Origin of the sequence: Pedobacter sp. (assembly GCF_041662865.1) — a bacterium.
Lineage (GTDB): Bacteria > Bacteroidota > Bacteroidia > Sphingobacteriales > Sphingobacteriaceae > Pedobacter.
Map to the genome: position 1 here is coordinate 139,890 of NZ_JBAZRL010000002.1, position 19,032 is coordinate 158,921.

The 19,032-nt window shown below is 35.4% G+C and carries 14 protein-coding genes, 1 tRNA gene and 2 pseudogenes; 8 read left to right on the plus strand and 9 right to left on the minus strand.

What is annotated here, in order from left to right; translation table 11 throughout:
- Nucleotides 1–75 precede the first annotated feature (75 nt).
- Together WC622_RS01450 and WC622_RS01455 are read right to left on the minus strand one after the other, a co-directional pair.
- The gene (locus WC622_RS01450) at nt 76–1,257 is read right to left on the minus strand and encodes an AIR synthase related protein (RefSeq protein ID WP_372816573.1); all 1,182 of its coding nucleotides are present in this window, start codon (nt 1,255–1,257) and stop codon (nt 76–78) included.
- 118 nt (nt 1,258–1,375) lie between these two features.
- Nucleotides 1,376–3,559 carry a glutamine synthetase III gene (locus WC622_RS01455; protein ID WP_372816575.1) on the minus strand — a complete coding sequence of 728 codons (2,184 nt, stop codon included), beginning with the start codon at nt 3,557–3,559 and terminating at the stop codon, nt 1,376–1,378.
- Nucleotides 3,560–3,770: 211 nt separating this feature from the next.
- On the opposite strand from WC622_RS01455, the gene WC622_RS01460 reads away from it, so the two are divergent.
- Nucleotides 3,771–4,694, plus strand: a complete 924-nt coding sequence (locus WC622_RS01460) for an energy transducer TonB (RefSeq protein ID WP_372816577.1) — start codon at nt 3,771–3,773, stop codon at nt 4,692–4,694.
- Nucleotides 4,695–4,752: 58 nt separating this feature from the next.
- Here WC622_RS01460 and asnB read toward each other — a convergent pair whose 3' ends face one another.
- A complete protein-coding gene (gene asnB, locus WC622_RS01465) occupies nt 4,753–6,594 on the minus strand; it encodes an asparagine synthase (glutamine-hydrolyzing) (RefSeq protein ID WP_372816579.1) in 1,842 nt (613 codons plus the stop codon).
- Nucleotides 6,595–6,848: 254 nt separating this feature from the next.
- Nucleotides 6,849–10,534 (minus strand): annotated as a pseudogene (gene purL, locus WC622_RS01470) (phosphoribosylformylglycinamidine synthase).
- Nucleotides 10,535–10,671: 137 nt separating this feature from the next.
- On the opposite strand from purL, the gene WC622_RS01475 reads away from it, so the two are divergent.
- From WC622_RS01475 to WC622_RS01495, 5 genes are all read left to right on the plus strand, one after another.
- Entirely contained in the window at nt 10,672–11,055 is a 384-nt protein-coding gene (locus tag WC622_RS01475; RefSeq protein ID WP_372816581.1) for a VOC family protein, read from the plus strand.
- A 199-nt stretch (nt 11,056–11,254) separates the two neighbouring features.
- Nucleotides 11,255–11,959, plus strand: a complete 705-nt coding sequence (locus WC622_RS01480; protein WP_372816583.1) for a tRNA1(Val) (adenine(37)-N6)-methyltransferase — start codon at nt 11,255–11,257, stop codon at nt 11,957–11,959.
- 327 nt (nt 11,960–12,286) lie between these two features.
- A complete protein-coding gene (locus tag WC622_RS01485; RefSeq protein WP_372816601.1) occupies nt 12,287–12,778 on the plus strand; it encodes a metallophosphoesterase in 492 nt (163 codons plus the stop codon).
- Between the two features lie 23 nt (nt 12,779–12,801).
- Nucleotides 12,802–13,878 carry a class 1 fructose-bisphosphatase gene (fbp, locus tag WC622_RS01490; protein WP_372816585.1) on the plus strand — a complete coding sequence of 359 codons (1,077 nt, stop codon included), beginning with the start codon at nt 12,802–12,804 and terminating at the stop codon, nt 13,876–13,878.
- Nucleotides 13,879–13,985: 107 nt separating this feature from the next.
- Nucleotides 13,986–14,576 (plus strand): hypothetical protein, encoded by a 591-nt coding sequence (locus WC622_RS01495; RefSeq protein ID WP_372816587.1) that lies wholly within the window; start codon nt 13,986–13,988, stop codon nt 14,574–14,576.
- Between the two features lie 71 nt (nt 14,577–14,647).
- Here the strand turns inward: WC622_RS01495 and WC622_RS01500 are convergent, their stop codons facing one another.
- Both WC622_RS01500 and rnhA read right to left on the minus strand, forming a co-directional pair.
- On the minus strand, nt 14,648–15,283 hold the full coding sequence (locus tag WC622_RS01500; RefSeq protein ID WP_372816589.1) for a DUF6266 family protein: 636 nt from the start codon (nt 15,281–15,283) through the stop codon (nt 14,648–14,650).
- Nucleotides 15,284–15,512: 229 nt separating this feature from the next.
- On the minus strand, nt 15,513–15,977 hold the full coding sequence (gene rnhA, locus WC622_RS01505) for a ribonuclease HI (RefSeq protein ID WP_372816591.1): 465 nt from the start codon (nt 15,975–15,977) through the stop codon (nt 15,513–15,515).
- 178 nt (nt 15,978–16,155) lie between these two features.
- Here rnhA and WC622_RS01510 point away from each other — a divergent pair.
- Together WC622_RS01510 and WC622_RS01515 are read left to right on the plus strand one after the other, a co-directional pair.
- Nucleotides 16,156–16,229, plus strand: a tRNA-His gene (locus WC622_RS01510).
- Nucleotides 16,230–16,388: 159 nt separating this feature from the next.
- Nucleotides 16,389–16,556 (plus strand): DUF4269 domain-containing protein, encoded by a 168-nt coding sequence (locus WC622_RS01515; protein WP_372816593.1) that lies wholly within the window; start codon nt 16,389–16,391, stop codon nt 16,554–16,556.
- Nucleotides 16,557–16,579: 23 nt separating this feature from the next.
- Here WC622_RS01515 and WC622_RS01520 read toward each other — a convergent pair whose 3' ends face one another.
- The 3 genes and pseudogenes from WC622_RS01520 to WC622_RS01530 all read right to left on the minus strand — a co-directional run.
- The gene (locus WC622_RS01520) at nt 16,580–17,368 is read right to left on the minus strand and encodes a helix-turn-helix domain-containing protein (protein WP_372816595.1); all 789 of its coding nucleotides are present in this window, start codon (nt 17,366–17,368) and stop codon (nt 16,580–16,582) included.
- A gap of 42 nt (nt 17,369–17,410) precedes the next feature.
- Entirely contained in the window at nt 17,411–18,367 is a 957-nt protein-coding gene (locus WC622_RS01525; protein WP_372816597.1) for an SDR family oxidoreductase, read from the minus strand.
- A gap of 196 nt (nt 18,368–18,563) precedes the next feature.
- A pseudogene (locus WC622_RS01530) lies at nt 18,564–19,032 on the minus strand (serine/threonine protein phosphatase); the annotation flags it as partial.

Consider the following 19,032-nt stretch of genomic DNA (forward strand, 5'->3'; position numbering starts at 1 on the left):
ACAAAACGGGAAAGTGTACTAGTATTATTTAAAGATCTCTCTATTTCGCTTCGCTACAATCGAGATGACGATTTTCTAATTATAAACAAACGTTCCAAATTCGCTGGTTAGCGTCACTTGTTTTTGATTCCCTTTTTCTACTCGGCCAATTATTTGTGCATCTATATTAAAGCTTTTAGAAATAGCAATAATGTCTTCGGCAATTGCTTGAGGAACATAAATCTCCATTCTATGGCCCATATTAAATACTTTGTACATCTCTTTCCAGTCAGTGCCAGATTGTTCTTGTATCAATTTAAATAACGGTGGAATAGGAAATAGGTTGTCTTTAATTACATGAACATCATTATTTATGAAATGTAATACTTTGGTTTGCGCACCACCACTGCAATGAACCAAACCATGAATATCTTTGCGATATGCATCTAAAACCTTTTTTAGAACAGGCGCATAGGTCCGCGTAGGAGATAAAACAAGTTTTCCTGCAGTAATGCTATTTTGCTCATCTAGCTGAATTTCGTCAGTTAATTTTTTACCACCTGAAAAAACCAAGTCTAGAGGTACAGCTGGATCAAAGCTCTCGGGATATGCAGTAGCAATAGATTTATCAAATACATCATGACGAGCAGAGGTTAATCCATTAGAGCCCATTCCGCCATTGTATTCTGTTTCGTAAGTGGATTGACCATAAGAGGCCAAACCTACAATTACATCACCATCTTGAATAGTATGATTACTGATAATTTCATCCCGCTTTATGCGGCAAGTAACTGTAGAATCAACAATGATAGTACGAACTAAATCGCCAACATCAGCAGTTTCTCCACCAGTAGAAAAAATTGAAATCCCTAAGGCTCTTAAATTAGCTAAAATCTCTTCAGTTCCATTAATAATAGCAGCAATAACTTCTCCAGGAATGAGATTTTTATTACGCCCGATGGTTGAGGATAGCAAGATGTTTTCGGTAGCGCCAACGCAAATTAAATCATCTAAATTCATGATAATTGCATCTTGAGCTATGCCTTTCCAAACCGAAATATCACCAGTTTCTTTCCAATAGGTATACGCTAGGGAAGATTTAGTGCCAGCACCATCTGCATGCATAATGTTGCAATAGGTTTCATCATTTCCTAAAATATCTGGAATAATTTTACAAAATGCCTGTGGGAAAATGCCTTTATCAATGTTTTTGATAGCAGCATGCACATCTTCTTTTGATGCAGAAACACCACGCTGGTTATACCTGTTATCGCTCATATTGCTTGCAAAGATACTATTTTAGTCAGAAAGTCTATAGTCGGGAAGCTCGAAAATGAGTATAAAAAAAGCGTTCAAATTTTACTTTGAACGCTTTTTTTATTAAAACTGAAAAAAACTATTTTAAGAAAAGTAATTCTCTGAATTTAGGCAATGGCCAAACGCTATCGTCAACAATTTGCTCTAATTTATCAGTATGGTAACGAATAGTATCGAAATAAACTTTCACTTTTTCGTCATAACCAATTGCTTTATCGCGGCTATCTTCAATTGCATTTGTTTTTTTACGCTCTTCTAACATCGCATCGATATTAGTTTTAACGATATTAATATGCTCAGATAGTTTGCTGATAATTGCCAACGGAGTAGCAATTGCTTCTTTACTTAAACCAAGTTCTTTTAATCCTTTAGCATTTTCTATTAATACATTTTGATAAGCGATAGCTGCTGGTAAAATTTGACTGTTCGTCACATCACCCATTACACGAGCTTCAATCTGTAATTTTCTGAAGAAACTCTCTAATAAAATCTCATGACGAGCATGTAATTCGCGTTTACTAAAAATATTTGTTTTGGTGAATAATTCAGTGGTTTTATCACTTACGTAAGCATCAAGTGCTTTTGGTGTAGTTTTAATGTTTGATAAACCACGTTTGGCGGCTTCATCAGCCCATTCTTGGCTATAGCCATTTCCTTCAAAACGGATATCTTTAGATTCTTTGATGTATTTTTTGATAACCGTTAATAATGCAAGGTCTTTTTTATCACCTTTCTTAATTAATTTATCTACATCAGCTTTAAATTTAACCAATTGATCTGCAACGATTGCATTTAAAACCGTCATTGGAGCAGATGAATTAGCAGAAGAACCAACCGCTCTTAATTCGAATTTGTTACCTGTAAATGCGAATGGAGAAGTACGATTACGATCTGTATTATCTAATGTGATTTGAGGAATTTTAGGAATACCTAACCACAAACCATTATCTTCTTTAATTTTTTTGCTGATACGAGAGTGCTCGATCTCATCTAATATTTCATCTAATTGTTGACCTAAGAAGATAGAGATAATTGCTGGTGGAGCTTCGTTAGCGCCCAAACGGTGATCATTGCTTACCGAAGTAATACTTGCTCTCAATAAATCTGCATGTTCGTGAACTGCTTTAATAGTGTTTACGAAAAACGCTAAGAACATCAAGTTGTTTTTAGGTGTTTTTCCTGGAGCTAATAAGTTTTTACCAGTATCCGTAATTAACGACCAGTTATTGTGTTTACCAGAACCGTTGATGCCTGCATATGGTTTCTCGTGTAATAACACTTTGAAGTTATGACGACGAGCAACTTTTTCCATTAAATCCATCAATAATTGATTGTGATCAATCGCTAAGTTGATTTCTTCATAAATAGGAGCACACTCAAATTGAGAAGGAGCTACTTCATTGTGACGAGTTTTTAAAGGAATACCTAATTTCAGTGCTTCGTTTTCGAAATCTACCATGTAAGCAAAAACACGCTCAGGGATAGAACCGAAATAATGATCTTCTAATTGTTGGCCTTTAGCAGACATGTGCCCGAATAAAGTACGACCAGTTAATACTAAATCTGGACGAGCATTAAATAAAGCAAGGTCTACTAAGAAATATTCTTGCTCGATACCTAATGAAGCAGTTACTTTAGTAATGCTTTTATCGAAATATTGACACACATCAACAGCTGCTTTATCCATAGCGGCTAATGCTTTTAATAAAGGTGCTTTATAATCTAATGATTCGCCTGTATATGAAATAAATACGGTTGGAATACAAAGTGTTTTTCCAGCTTTGCTTTCCATGATAAATGCAGGAGAAGAAGGATCCCATGCTGTATAACCACGAGCTTCGAATGTATTACGAATACCGCCGTTAGGGAAGCTTGAAGCATCTGGTTCTTGTTGAACTAGTGCGCTACCTGCAAATTTTTCAATTGCTCCGTCGCCACTAGGCTCGAAAAATGAATCATGTTTCTCTGCTGTAGATCCAGTTAAAGGTTGAAACCAATGTGTATAATGAGTAGCGCCTTTACCCATTGCCCAAGTTTTCATTGCAGAGGCAATCTGATTTGCATCGTCTTGATTAATTAATTCTCCTTGACCTATTGTAGAAATTAATTTTTCATAAACTTCTTTAGATAAGAAGTCTCTCATTTTTTTCTTATCAAAAACATTCGAACCGAAAAATTCAGAAATTTTCGATGATGGTGCATGAACTTCTGGTGAAATCCTATTTTGCGCCTCTTTTAGAGCAATTGTTCTTAGACTTTTCATTGATTTTTAATTGTTTTTTTATCTGTTATGAAGATACCATGAGTTTTTATTGTCTTTTTTGGGTGTAAACTCATGATGGTTTCATTGATTTGTTTAAATTTTATCCAAAAATATAATTTTTAATCTATTTTTTCAATCGATTTTAAATTATTATGCAGATTTTTTAGAATTTTTTAGTTAAAACACGAATTTTTTGTTGAAAATGTAAAAAATGTTTAAAAATACACCCCAAAAATATTTTTATAAAAACTTATGGAATACTTCGACACCTAACATCATAGTTAAAAAACTTAAAGCTATGTTTAACAACTCATCAAATTTATATGGTAGCGAGTGGCTCGCTCTCGTATTTAGTAACAGAAACAAAAGTTATGGAGCTTATGAACTAAGATCTCAATCTTCATCAATTTTAACAAAGTCTCTGTTTATCGCCGGTACCGTTTTTATTTCCATGTTTGTTATCCCTATGGTATATGCACATTTTAAACCTACTCCAGAAGTTTTAACAACAAGGGTAATTGAGATTGCAAATCCTGAGGCTATTCATCAACTAAAAAAAGAAGAGCCTAAAAAAGAAGAACCAATTAAAAAGGCAGAACCGATTAAACAACAAGTTGCTGCTAAAAGTGTAAGTATAAGTGTAAAAGTGGTGAGCGATCCAGTTGATGATACACCTCCGCCAACAAGTGTTCAAATACAAACTTCAATAGTAAGTAGCACTCCACAAGAGGGAGCTGAAGGAAAAGGAAATGCGGAGCCAACACCTAATACTGGTGGCGGTGGTTTGGGTACAGCCCCAGATGGAGCAAGTGATACTAAAATATATGAAGGCGGAGTTGAAAATTATCCAGAGTTCCCTGGTGGGATGGCAGCTTGGACTAAGTTTATTCAGAAAAACTTAAGATACCCTTATATGGCACAAGATGCAGGAATTCAAGGAAAAGTATTTTTAAGTTTCGTAGTAGAGAAAGATGGGTCTATAACTGATGTAAGCGTTAGTAAAGGAATTGGCTATGGTTGTGATGATGAAGCGGTACGTGTAATCAAAAAATCGCCAAGATGGATAGCTGGAAAACAAAATAACCAAACGGTAAGAGTTCGATATACTATGCCAATTAGTTATATGCTAAATTAATAACAAGTTTTAATGATAAGTGAAAGCGATGAAACATCTGTTCATCGCTTTTTTTATATTAAGCCATCCATTTTTGATACCACATTTGAAATTGCAGTAACAACCAAACCTTTTGCGCATTGTATGTAGTCGGATTTGCGTAAAAGGCCGATTTAATTCTTAAAACTTCCTGTACATTTAATAAATTATGCTGATTTAGGCTTTCTGCAGATAAATTAGACTCTAGTAAAGGTTTAAAAGTTGTTTTTAACCAAGAAGCTAATGGAATAACAAATCCTTTTTTAGGTTTATTCATCAAAATTTTAGGAATGTATTTATTGGTAATCTTTTTAAGCAGATATTTCTGTTCACCATCTTTAATAAACCATTTAGAATCAAGTGTCGTTAAATAAGCTATTAAATCTGTTTTTAACAATGCGTCTCTATTGTCAATGCCAAAATGCATAAAACATTTATCGCTCATAGAGAGAATGTTGTTTGGCAAATAATCGTGTAAGTCGTGAATTAAAAGATCTTTTATGTTCTGTGCTTTATTCCTAGTGTGAATAGAAAATGTATAATCGCTGTTTAAAAGTCGATTAATTTCATTCGTGGTAAAACATGCGTTAATTGCCAAATACTTATTTAATAAACCATCAGCTTCTAAAACCTCTTTCATTTTTGGCTGAGTTTTTTTCAATAAACCAATGAATGCATCCTTTAAAAATTTTGGAATACGCTTATGTGCTAACGCATCTAATTTAATTGCCTTGGCATATGTTCTATAGCCACCAAATAGTTCATCTCCACCCTCTGCTCCTAATAGAACTTTAACTTCATTATTTGCTTTTTCGGCGATAAAGAGTAGGGCAAGTGCAGCGCTATCTCCCATAGGTTCATCGAAAATAGTTGGTAAATTTTGAACAATAGTTAAAGCTTCGTTTTTATCAAGGTAATATTCGTGGTGATTAGTTTTTAAATATTCAGCAATTTTACTGGCTTGAGGTGCTTCATCTACTTTTTCGTTTTTAAAGCCAACAGTAAAAGTCTTTATCCGTTTAGTTTGATTTTTTTGCAAAATGGCAGCTACGGTAGAGCTATCGTATCCTCCACCTAATAAAACACCAACAGGTACATCAGCAACATTTCTTTTTAAAATAGATTCGGTTAAATGTTCCTCTATCTTTTTTGAAATCTGGTCTTCATTTTCTACTTCAGATTTTTGAATGGGAGGGACGCTTAACTTAAGAAAACTATCGTAACTGTTCCCGCTATGTAAATCTATAGTGGTAAACGTTCCTTTTTTAAATTTGAAGATATGCTCGTAAATCGTCTCATCATTTGTGAAATATCCATACCTAAAAAAAGCCGCAAGCGCATTTTTATTGATATTTTTCTGAGCAATAGGGTAGCCAAACAATGCGTTAATTTCCGATGCGAATAGGTAACAGCCTTTCTCGTTATAATAGTATAAAGGTTTAGCGCCTATTTCGTCTCTAGCAATAATTAACTGATTTAATTTTCGATCTATTAACGCAAAAGCAAAAGAGCCATCTAATTTTTCAAATGATTTAGTACCCCATTTTTTATAGCTTTCTAAAATAACTTCAGTATCTGTTAAGGTAGAAAATATAACCCCATATTTGATTAATGTTTCCCTTAGCTCTAAATAATTATAAATGGTGCCGTTAAACGTGATGCTGTAATTACCACACGTTGATGTTAGGGGTTGTAAGGCATTTTTGCTTAAATCTATAGTAGCTAGCCGTTCATTAGCTATGCCTAACGTATAATGTTCTTTCTGATCAAAAATAAAACCATTGCCATTGCCACCTCGATGCCTTAAAATTTCAGACGATTTTTTAAGATTAGCTTCACTTATGCTATGATTATGATCAATAAATCCCGTTATTCCGCACATAAGTTTACTTAGAATTTGAGCATAAATTGCTGCCTAATTTCAGGTTGATATTTGGTTATTGCTATAAAAAATCCGCACTTCAATTAATACGAAAATAATTGATTATTGTCTCCTGTAAAAGTTTTGAAAGGGATTTTTATTAGCCCAAAACTACAAATATTGAGCCAAATATTAACTAACTAATTCATATAAATTAGCCGTGAAAAAGCGGGAGATGAAAAAAAGCTATCCTTACTTTGGATAGCTTTTAAATTTTATTTGCTGTGTTGCTCCACCCATTTTCTGGCATTTACAAAAGCTTCCATCCAAGGAGAAACTTCATCTTTTCTTCCCTTTGGATAATTGGCCCAATGCCATTGAAACAACGAACGCTCAATGTGTGGCATCATTACTAAATGTCTACCAGTTTCATCGCATAACATTGCAGTATTGTAATCAGATCCGTTAGGACTAGCTGGATAAGTTTCATACGCATATTTAGAAACAATTTGATAGCGATCTTCGCTGTAGGGTAATTGAAATCTTCCTTCGCCATGCGATACCCAAACGCCCAATGTACTACCTGCCAAAGTAGAAAGCATTACCGACTTATTTTCCTGTATAGTTAATGAAGTAAAAATGCTTTCGTGTTTGCCACTTTTGTTGTGCAACATTTTTGGCTTTTCAGTATGATTTTTATTGATTAAGCCTAACTCCACAAATAATTGACAACCATTACAAACACCTACTGAAAGGGTGTCTTCACGATTAAAGAAATTTTCTAAAGCAACTCTAGCTTTTTCGTTGTACATAAATGCACCAGCCCAACCTTTAGCCGATCCTAACACATCTGAGTTAGAGAAGCCACCAACTGCGCCAATAAATTTAATATCTTCCAGTGTTTCTCTGCCCGCAATTAAATCGGTCATGTGTACATCTTTCACATCAAAACCTGCTAAATACATGGCATTTGCTAATTCACGCTCAGAATTACTTCCCTTTTCACGAATAATAGCAGCTTTTGGTCTTGGTACCGAAACATCAATCACCGGTTTCTTTCCATCAAACTGATTAGGGAAAGTATAGTTCAGCACATGGTTTTTATAATTGTCGTAACGCTCTTTTGCTAATCCATTGCCAGTTTGTTTGCTGTCTAACAAATAAGAAGTTTTGAACCAAACATCACGTAAATGATTAATATCGAATGAAAAATTGTCAGTTGCATTTTTATGTCCAGCGTAGCTGATGAGGAAACACTGCCAATTTTATGGAATGAAATCTCGTTAGCAGAAAAAACACTTTCTACAGCAGCATCTGCTTGAAAAACGATTCCAATATTTTCTGAGAATAATAATTTTATGCTATCGGCTTCGCCTAAAGAAGTTAAATCTAAGGTTGCGCCCAAATTGCGATCAGCAAAACATAGTTCTAATAAGGTAGTAATTAAACCGCCGCTACCAATATCATGCCCTGCTTGTATTTTTTCTTCCTTAATTAAAGTTTGAATGGTGTTAAAAGCATTTTTAAATTTCGCTGCATCTTTAACATCAGGGGTTTCATTACCAATTCTATTTAAGATTTGAGCAAATGAAGAACCACCTAGTTTATACGTATCGTTACTTAAGTTGATGTAATAAATGTTACCACCATCTTTTTGTAAAACTGGTTCAACAACTTTCGTAACATCATCGCAATTACCACCAGCCGAAATAATCACAGTGCCTGGTGCAATTACATCGCCATCTTTGTATTTCTGTTTCATTGAAAGCGAATCTTTTCCTGTTGGGATATTGATTCCAAGTTCAATTGCGAAATCTGAACACGCTTTTACAGCTTCGTATAATCTTGCGTCTTCTCCTTCATTTTTACAAGCCCACATCCAGTTTGCTGAAAGCGAAACAGATGTTAAACCATCTTTTAACGGGGCCCAAACTATATTCGATAATGATTCTGCAATAGCAATTCTACTTCCTGCACCAGCATCAATTAAAGCAGATAGGGGAGCGTGACCAACTGAAGTTGCAATACCTTCTTTTCCTTGAAAATCTAATGCCATTACGCCACAATTGTTCAATGGTAATTGTAATGGTCCGGCACATTGTTGTTTCGCTACTCTACCACCAACACATCTATCAACTTTGTTGGTTAACCAATCTTTACTCGCAACAGCTTCTAATTGTAAAACTTGTTCTAAGTAAGTATTTAACTGTGTTTTGTCATAAGTCACAGCTTGATATTTTCGATCAATGGTTTGGTCTTCCATTACTACTTTAGGAGAACTACCAAACATATCTGCTAAAGCTAAATCCATTGGTTTAGCTCCGGAAGTTGCAGATTCGAATGTAAAACGATGATTGCCCGTAACCTTACCAACGGTATACATTGGTGAGCGTTCACGATCAGCAATTTTTTGCAACGTAGCGATGTGTTCATTATCAATTACTAATCCTAGCCTTTCTTGAGATTCGTTGCCGATTATTTCTTTTGCAGAAAGGGTAGGATCGCCTACTGGAAGTTTATCTAAATTAATTAATCCGCCAGTTTCTTCAACTAACTCAGAAAGACAGTTTAAATGTCCGCCTGCACCATGATCGTGAATAGAAATAATTGAATTGTGATCACTTTCTACCATACCTCGAACTGCATTTGCAGCACGTTTTTGCATTTCTGGATTAGAACGTTGTATCGCATTTAATTCGATTCCAGTTCCGTGTTCGCCTGTATCGGCAGATGAAACTGCCGCACCACCCATTCCAATTCTATAATTTTCACCACCAAGAATGACAATATTATCACCTTCTTGAGGTTTTTTCTTTTGCGCTTGACTAGCTTTGCCATAGCCCACACCACCAGCAAGCATAATTACTTTATCAAAACCTAACTTTCTTGGTGTCACGCCAAGCTTGTCGAAGTGTTCGTCGTGTTCAAAAGTTAAAACAGAACCAGTAATTAAGGGTTGACCGAACTTATTACCAAAATCAGTAGCTCCATTAGATGCTTTGATTAAAATATCCATTGGCGTTTGATACAGCCATTTTCTTTCTTCTACACCTTTTTCCCATGCTCTACCTTCTTCTAAACGAGAAAGTGCAGTCATGTAAACTGCAGTTCCAGCTAAAGGCAACGAACCTTGTCCACCAGCCAAACGATCTCTAATTTCACCACCGGAACCTGTAGCCGCACCATTAAAAGGTTCAACAGTTGTCGGGAAATTATGGGTTTCGGCTTTTAATGAAATTACCGATTCGAAATCGCTTGTAGTATAATAATCAGGTTCATCGGCACGTTTTGGTGCAAATTGTTGTACCACTGGACCTTTTATAAAAGCTACGTTATCTTTATAGGCAGAAACAATATCATTAGGGTTTGCTTCTGAAGTTTTACGAATTAATTTGAATAAAGATGTAGGTTGCTCTACACCATCGATTACAAATTTGCCGTTAAAAATTTTATGTCTACAGTGCTCAGAGTTTACTTGAGAAAAACCAAAAACTTCTGAGTCTGTTAAAGGGCGTTCTAACTTTTTAGCTAATGAATTTAAATAATCAACTTCTTCATCGCTCAAAGAAAGCCCTTCTTGCTTATTGTAAGCCGTAATATCAGTAATTTCTAAAATTGGCTCAGGTTTTATGTGTATGGTGTAAACATCCTGATCTAAGCCTTCATATTTTTGAGAAAGCATTGGGTCGTAACCTGAAAAATCTTCATTTACTTTTTTAAATTCTTCTATTCTGATAATACCAGTGATACTCATGTTCTGCGTAATTTCTACAGCATTAGTGCTCCAAGGAGTGATCATTGCTGCACGAGGACCAACAAAAAAACCGCTTAGCGCAGTTTCATTTTGTTTTTTGGCACCGCCGAATAACCATTCAAGTTTTGTAATATCACTTGCAGATAAGGGTTGTTCTGTTTGTAAAACAAAAACCGCCTCAGATTGACTTAAGAAGAAATGAATCATGCTTGTTTTTTGAAGATGCAAATTTAGCTTTAAAATTTTAAAAATGCCAGTTAAACGAGGGATAATATTACCTACTTTTGAACAATTAATGTAATAATTAAGGGGTTTTCCACATTAGAAAATATTAGACTTATCAAATGTTCAACCGCATTCATCACATTGCTATTATTTGCTCCGATTATGAAATATCTAAAGATTTTTATGTGAATAAATTGGGTTTTCAAGTAATTGCAGAAGTGTACAGAGCAGAACGAAAATCTTATAAATTAGATTTAGCCGTAAATGGGGTTTATCAGCTAGAGCTTTTCTCTTTTGAAAATCCTGTAGCCAGACCATCAAGACCAGAAGCTGCGGGCCTAAGGCATTTAGCTTTTGCAGTTGACAATGTTGAAAAAACAAGTTTAATGCTTAATGAAAAAGGAATAGCAACAGAACCTATTCGTGTAGATGAATTTACAGGTAAGAAATTTACTTTTTTTACGGACCCTGATGGATTGCCCTTAGAGATTTATCAACAGTAAAATGAAAATTTTAATATTAAATATTTTCGGCTGTATTTTATTTATTTCTTTAGGGATATTAATTCTGAGTGATATAACTAAGAAATTTACTACGGTTAAAAATTTTTCACAAAGCAATAATTACAAACTTTATTTTGCAGGAATTATTTCTTTCTCGATAGGATTTGGCTTGTTATTCTATTTATTTAAATCTAAGTAGATGAGTTCAATTTTCAAGTTTAAACAGTTTGAAGTTGATCAGCGTGGTTGTGCCATGAAAATAAATACCGATGGAGTTTTATTAGCAGCTTTAGCAGAATGCAATTCACCTAAAAGGATTTTAGATATTGGAACTGGAACTGGAGTAATTGCCTTAATGTTAGCTCAGCGATTTGCTCATGCCCACCTAGAAGCCGTAGAGATTGATGAAGAAGCATCAAAAACGGCAGATCTCAATTTTAAATCTTCAATTTTCAGCAATAGATTAACAATCAACCATACCCCAATAGAACAATACAACACTACCGATAAATTTGACCTGATTGTTTCCAATCCTCCATATTTTGTAAATGATTTAAAGAATTTTGAAGAAAAAAAAGGCATTGCCCGACACACGAACGAGGAGTTTTTTAACGACTTACTGATAAAAGTAAATTCTCTTTTAACTGAAAATGGAAGTTTTTGGTTTGTGTTACCAATTAAACAAGCGGAGCAATTAATTAAAAACGCTTCGATCTACCGATTGTCTGTTTCAAAACAAATTCATTTACATTCTGATGAAAGTAAACCAGAATTTAGACGGATAGTTTGCTTAAAAAGAAAGATTACTACACCAATTCATGAACACTTTTACATTTACGAAAGCGAAAAAGTGTACACCAAAACGTATAAAAATTTATTGAAAGATTTCTTTTTGAACTATTAGCTTGGTGATTACAATCATAAATAGTGCGAAAATCCTTTTTGTTTTTACACTTGTCATCCAGAGCGAAGCGAAGGATCTATTTGGTTTGCTAATGAAATTCCTCGTGCCTCGGATCCGATAGCTATCGGATGACAAAAAGAGCCCAACAAAAAGATTATAGCAAAACCCTCAATTAACGTAAATTTGACTAAATGAAACCATCATGAGTTTGCAATCTCAAATCAAACAAATAAACTCATGATAGCTTCATTATCCTTAAAAATAAACCGAGTTCATGAGCTCATTAATACCATTAAAACATTAACAACTTATAATAGTTATATCCCAATGAAAAAAATAGGTTTACTTTCTGATACGCATGGTTTTTTAGATGACGCAGTGTTTAAATATTTTGATGAATGTGATGAAATATGGCATGCTGGAGACTTCGGTGCAGATGTAGCGGAACCTTTAGCGGCATTTAAACCTTTACGTGGCGTTTATGGAAATATTGATGGAAAAGATATTCGGTCAAGCTATCCTGAAAATTTACGGTTTATGTGCGAGGATGTTGATGTTTGGATGACGCACATTGGCGGCTATCCCAATCATTACGCTCCACAAGTAAAAGCAGAAATATACACTAAGCCACCAATGCTATTTATAAGCGGTCACTCGCATATTTTAAAAGTGATTTTTGACGAGAAAATAAAATGTTTACATATTAACCCCGGTGCAGCTGGAAAACATGGTTGGCATAAAGTAAGAACTTTGATTCGGTTTTGCATTTCAGCAGAAAAAATACATACCTTAGAGGCCATAGAATTAGGGAATAGATAACGTAAAAAATACACTAAGTAAATATGTCGGGTATAAAAACATTAGGTCAATTCATTATTGAAAAACAGTTAGACTTTCCTTACGCCAAAGGCGAACTATCCAGATTATTAAGAGATATCGGTATTGCCTCAAAAATTGTGAATAGAGAGGTAAACAAAGCAGGTTTAGTAGATATTTTAGGGGATGCCGGCACGACAAACATACAAGGTGAAGGACAAAAAAAGCTAGATGTATATGCTAACGAGCAATTTATATCGGCCTTAACTAGTGGTGGAGAATGTTGTATTGTAGCTACTGAAGAAGAAGATGAATTTGTACCAATTGATTCGCCAGTCTCTAAAAATGCTAAATATATTGTCTGTATTGATCCGTTGGATGGCTCATCGAACATAGATTGCAATGTAGCAGTTGGTACTATTTTTTCAATTTACCGTCGGAAATCTGTAGAAGGAATGGCTACTTTAGCCGATGTTTTACAAAAAGGAACGGAGCAAGTTGCTGCGGGTTATGTAATTTACGGATCATCAACCATGTTGGTGTACACTACCGGAAAAGGAGTGAACGGCTTTACGTTAGATCCATCTATTGGCGAATTTTGTTTATCGCATCCTAACATGAAAATACCTGAAGATGGAATTATTTATTCTATAAATGAAGGTAATTATGTGCATTTTCCAGATGGCGTTAAGAAGTACCTAAAATATGCGCAAGTAGAAGATTTAGCAACTAAAAGACCCTATACCTCAAGGTATATCGGTTCGATGGTGGCCGATATTCACCGTAATTTAATCAAAGGTGGCATTTATATTTACCCAACTACAGCAGCTTCGCCAAATGGAAAATTAAGACTGTTGTATGAGTGCAATCCGATGGCTTTTATTATTGAACAAGCTGGTGGGATTGCATCTGACGGCTTAAACCGTATTTTAGCTATTGAACCTACAGAATTACATCAACGTACCTCTATATTTATTGGCTCAGCTAAAATGGTAAAAATGGCAGAGGCGCTAATGGCCGAATATTCGCCAGTTAACAGTTTATTGAACGATAAATCTGAAGAAAAACTAGCGCAAATGGGTGTAATAGGGGGGATAGATTAATCTAGTTTATCTCATCAGTTTTCAATTAATCTTTACAAATTCAGTTTATTCAATCTATTAACTAGGAAAAAGAATTTGCTGTCTTATCTTTGCAAAAAAATAATTGGATGAAAAAGATAGAGGAATCCCCGGCATTAGCCTATATAGTTAAGACGTTAACGAAAGCAATAGCTGATTCGAAAGTAGAGCAAAAATCAGCAACTGAATATACAATTAAGGATGGCAATGATGAGATTGTTTTGGCACAAACATCAGGTGACAATGACAACGCTAATGCAATAGTGATTACAGATAAAAGGAATATTATTTTCAGTGAAGACTTATTAGAAACCTTACAGCACCTTCATAAAACTGTAAAAGGAGATGATATTCTTAAAGCTTCTTTAAAAGATACCACCGTTATTATCAATGGATTAGATATTGAAACCGACTTTGTGTTTCAAGCAGTTAAGGATTTTCTTGATCAGTTAAGTAATAGCTATGAGTTTGTACAGACTGTTGAAACTAATGTGACTAAAATAGGAGCTGGCTTTAAGTTTGGTAAACATATTTTTAGATTAAACATTACAAACGAACCGAATGCAATTACCCTTGAACCAAGGTTTGTAGCCTCTTTTGATGCAGGTATCCAGAAAACCATTGCCGATGATATTGTTAAAGTTCAGCTTGCTGTAAATAAGATGTTTAAGAAATTATAATAGCATTTACCGCTAAGAAAAGGCCCTATACTGTAGTGATTATGGTGTAGGGCTTTTTTAGGATGAAGAAATTAAACCATCACCTTGCCTAAATACTGACTATCGGATTGAGCTGTACGATCGGCAGAAACGAACCCGATATAAACATTTATTTCTGTAGTTGAAAGATGAGGATCGAGCTCGATTTTTAATTCGCCATCCCTTCTAAAAGCCCCATTGAATATTCGTGTAGTCGCAATTTTATGTAAGGGATCATATATCAATACCATCAATTGATCCGCCTCTTCCTCGTAATTTAGCGTAGTGATGTCCCAAGTAATGAGCAATGCTGGATCATTCCATACCATGGCAGGATTTATGGCTTGAGGCAATACACCCCCACTAATTTTAAATAAGGCAGGATCTATATAGCAATTACCATCAGCATCACTTACTAAGGCTTCTCTTCTGGTATAGGCTAAAGCAGCACGAAAGCCTCCTGTTTTGGTGTAATAATTAGCGAAACCTACTTTTAGCAAATCTTTTAATGGGTTAAGGTAAGCCTGCACCATTCCCATCTTTTTCTGGTTTTCGAGTTCGTTTGTCGTGAAATGAGTTCTTTTTTTAGGTAAGGATCGGATGATGCATGCATCACCTTTTATAACACCCACTACTGTACCCACTTTGCCAGAGAAGCCACCTAAAATTCCATTGATTAATCTTGCCATTAACTATTGCTTTTAATCAAATGTAGGTGACTGTTCGTACTAATCCAAATGAAAATATACTATAAAATGCTGCTAATTAGATGTTTACACATATATAATAAGGTCGAAAATCTTGTTTATACCTTGTTATCACCTTGTTTGCACCCTGTAAATTCCTAGTTAAAATTAAATGTGTAAACAAATAAATCCCTCCAAACCAGGGTTAATTTTTTTTAAAAATAATTTTTAATTAAGCAAGATTTCGTTCTGCTTCGAAGAAAGTGTCAATAGCTAATTCGCTTTTGTTTTGTGAAGCTGCTACCGCTAAACGATCACAACGCTCATTTTCGGGATGGTCGTTATGGCCTTTAATCCAGATGAATTTAATGGTATGTAATTTATGAAGATTGAGGTACTGGATCCATAAATCTTTGTTCTTCTTGTCCTTAAATGCTTTTTTTACCCAGCCAAATACCCAACCTTTTTCTACAGAATCAACTACGTATTTTGAATCGGAATAAATGGTAACCTGTTGACCTGGTTTTTTGATTGCTTTTAAACCTTCTATAACAGCCAATAATTCCATGCGATTATTGGTGGTTAAACGAAAACCACCACTTAATTCTTTATAGTGTGCACCAGCACGTAAAATTACTCCATAACCTCCTGGGCCAGGGTTGCCGCTTGCCGCACCGTCTGTATAAATTTCTATCATAAACTAACCCAAAGCTAGCTTTTTATCTTGTATAATTCATTCACCATACTCATTTCGGCAAAATATTTAATTGGAAACGATTGGTTTTTAAAACGTTAAAATAAAGATGGATTGAAATTTTTAAAAAAATTTGATTACCTTATTAAAAGTCGTACTTTTGTTGCTCTGAAAAAACACGGTGGTTGTAGCTCAGTTGGTTAGAGTATTGGTTTGTGGTGCCGAGGGTCGTGGGTTCGAGCCCCATCAGCCACCCAGAGTTTTAAAGCAGTCTGAAAAGACTGCTTTTTTTGTTTAAGTCTAAGTGGTAATAAGAATTTTTACAAACTGTATTTACCAAATGCAGTCATGAAAATCATTATACGATTTCTGAAAATAATTCTTTAAAATCAGTTAAAGCCAATTTCTCTATAGATGGATTTGATTTTGAACTATTTGGACAGCATATTCCCTACAACCCAGCAATATGGATATCTTCACCTAGTAATTGAGGATAGGTTATTATCCGAAAAAGGTGAGGCTTTTAAGAAAGAGATTGTCCGATTAAAAAAGGGGGTATTAAAGAACCAGCATTTGAGGTAGATACTGTTTAAACTGTAGGATAATTAACGCCCCATAATTTCACTTGGACTTTTCCCAAACTCTTTCTTAAAAGCGAAAGAAAAATGCGATAAATCCTCAAAACCAACTTCCAGATACACATCACTTGGTTTTAGATGTTGCTTGGAAATCTGGAAATAAGCCTCATCTAATCGTTTCTTCTTTAACCATTCACCTGGGGCAGAACCAAAGATTTTTTGGAAATCCCTTTTAAATGAAGATAAACTTCTGCCGGTTAAATATGCAAAGCGTTCGAGGCTTACATTAAATCGAAAATTGCGGTTCATATAGATTTCTAAATCCATTTTATGTGGAATACCAAAATTGAAAAATATATCTGCCAAGTCTGGTTGAGTTTTCAGCAATATCATGATTAATTCCTCTCTTTTGATGTTCGCAAAAGTTTCATCTAATTGCATATCACCAGTGTAGTAGGGCTCTAGCGATTGGACGTAACTCTCAATCAGCTTATTTTCTGTAATAAAAAGAAACGCATCTTGATTCTTAGTTGGGTGAACATCATGAGGATGCCTTTCTAAAAATTGCCTCATAAAGGGTTCATCCAACGTAATAATAATTTTTTCGAATGCACCATTGTCTTTGAATTTGGTGTAGCGCACAAGGTGGTTTTTTCTGGTCAAATAGTAATCTCCAGGCTTTATTTGGTAATGCTTATTACCATCGTAGGCTTTCATAGAACCTTTTAGTAGATACAAAAAGTAATGCTCCTGAATGAGTAGTTCGGGAGAAATTTCTGGCCCTAAATAACAGGATTGTATGTTGTTAACTTTCAATCGTTTTAAAAATAAATCGCTCGTAAATATAGAAAATCCTATTTATTGTACACTATCAACACTTGCAAGTATAGCTTCTTCTCTGCTTCTTGGTTGCCAATTTAAAATTGTTCTTGCTTTTTGATTAGACATTTGTTTATAAAACACGGTTGACGTAGGTTGCATGTCTGCGATATTACCCGAAATAGATGGGCGTTCTTTTCTAATGAGTTCAGCTACATCGTAAAAGCTCATTACCCCATCTGCATTTGCTAAAAATCGTTCCCCTGCTGCTTTTGGGTGCGTCATTGCTTTGATATGGATATCAGCCACGTCTCGCACATCAACTACGCCCATCGTAAAGTCGCCGCTTTGACTGGTTGTTCCGTTTAAAATCCCTATGATCGCAATATCCAGCGATGCTGATGTAATGCCACCCAATGCAGGCCCAAAAATTCCGACAGGATTGATAACGGTTAATTCCAGGCCTTTCCCCTCATTTGCAACAAAATCCCATGCAGCTTTTTCTGCAACAGTTTTTGATTTGATATAAGCTGGGAGCGGAATGTTCACATCTGTCCAATCTTCTTCTGTAAAAGTATGACCATCCATATCAATACTATAACCAACAGCAGCAAAAGAGGATGTTAAGACTACTCTTTTTACCCCCGCGTTCTTTGCCACCTTCAATACGCGTAGAGCGCCGTCGCGGGCAGGTACAAGAAGTTCATTTTCATCTTTCGGTTCTTTTGCAGGAAAAGGCGAGGCAATATGCAATACGTAGTCGCAATCCCTCGCAGCGGCATCCCAGCCCTCGTCTGCAGTAAGTTCTGCTTCGAAGAAGGATAATCTGCTGAAATTGGTAATACCACCCTCTTTTAACGCTTCGATGATATGTTCTTTTTTTGCTAAAGATCGCAATGTGGTGTTAACAGTATAGCCTTGTTTCAATAATTGTAAAATTGTATGGATTCCCACAAATCCTGTACCGCCGGTAACTAACACTTTTTGATTGTTCATTTGATATCGATTAAATTTCAAATGCAAAATTCAATAATAAATGAATACACTGTTTTGTTATGGAGTTCAACTTTTGTTTGTTGTACGGTTCAAGGTATAACGAAGATTACGCTTGGAGAATGAATAGCCGAATCTTTAATAATTTTCGACAGTGCCAAGTTAGCGGTCTGTTCGTTTAGGTGCTTTCTGAGCGTTTCTAGTTGAACTGGATTATATATTCGTTCCTGGGATCATTCTTCCATGCATTTGGCTGTGAGGTGGGAGATATCCCAAACAAGGGAGAAAATGTTCGGACCTTAACTGTTTTGTTATCAGGAAAAAATTCCAGGATACGTAGCCAACCATCTCCACCGTTGCCAATACGGCCACCGCCCCCCATAGACTGTGCATCGAACATGATTTGGTGAACAGTCTTGCCTTTATCATTCTTGTCCTTCCGGTAACCTTCACCAGAGAAATGGCCACTAAGCACCATTTCTATGTTGGAAGATGGTTTTACCAACTTTTCCCACATCTGTTTACCGTTATTGGCAGCTGGGAGTTTGATACGTGGAGATTTTTTGATCATATCATTCTCACGATAAGGTTCCCAATACAGCCAGGTTACATCTCCGCCGGCCAAACTGTCGTTGGTACTGATGTAACTGTGGGACGATAGTACAATG